1 protein-coding gene and 1 pseudogene are annotated in these 685 nt (G+C 72.6%); both read right to left on the bottom strand.

Going from position 1 to position 685, the window contains the following annotated elements; translation table 11 throughout:
- Positions 1–474 (bottom strand): hypothetical protein (locus tag CKO28_RS27800; RefSeq protein WP_207168972.1); only part of this gene is annotated, 474 nt, incomplete at its 3' end.
- Positions 475–642 (bottom strand): annotated as a pseudogene (locus CKO28_RS29715) (hypothetical protein); the annotation flags it as partial. It lies immediately after the preceding gene.
- Between the last annotated feature and the right edge of the window lie 43 nt (positions 643–685).

A 685-nucleotide genomic window follows, 5' to 3' on the forward strand; every position in this document is an offset into this window, starting at 1 on the left:
CGGCAGGAGGGTCAGGGCCTCATGCGCCGCCTCGGCCCCGCCCCACTCGAGCAGCCGCGCCAGGTCGTAGCGCCAGAGGAGCTGCACCTCCGGCGGCTCGGGCTCGTCGGTGACGCCGCGCAGGTAGGGGGTGACCGGCGGCAGCTGAACGTCGGCGTTCGTTGCCGCCAGGAGCTCGAGGCGCTCGGCTGCCAGGGGTGCGGAGCGGGGCCTCGGCGAGGCCGCCTCGGCCAGGGTCTCGGGCGGGATCGCCAGCAGGTCGCTCGGTGCGAGTCGATCCTGCCCGCTCAGCAAGGCCAGGGCACGCTCGCAGGCGGCCGCGTAGCGGTGCTTCGCGTCCTGGTCGACCTTCTCCGGGCGGTACTGGATCTCCTTGGGCGTGTAGACGATCACCACCGAGCTGGCGGCGTGGCGCCCGGCGCGGTTGACCCGGCCGAGGCGCTGGATCAGCGCGTCCATCGGCGCCAGATCCATGACCAGATGATCGGCGTCCAGGTCTACGCCCACCTCACCGGCGGCGGTGGCGATGAGGTAGACCGGCTCTGCAGGTGTCCCTGCCGCCTGCGGATCGGCGAAGTAGTGCCACAGGGTGCTCTCGGTCAGCGCCTGGCGCTCATGGCCGCGGAGGGTGCCAGTGAGCAGGCCGACTCGCTGCTCGCCGCTTTTCCCGAGGGCCTTGGTGAGC

Source organism: Rhodovibrio sodomensis (genome assembly GCF_016583645.1).
Lineage (GTDB): Bacteria > Pseudomonadota > Alphaproteobacteria > Kiloniellales > Rhodovibrionaceae > Rhodovibrio > Rhodovibrio sodomensis.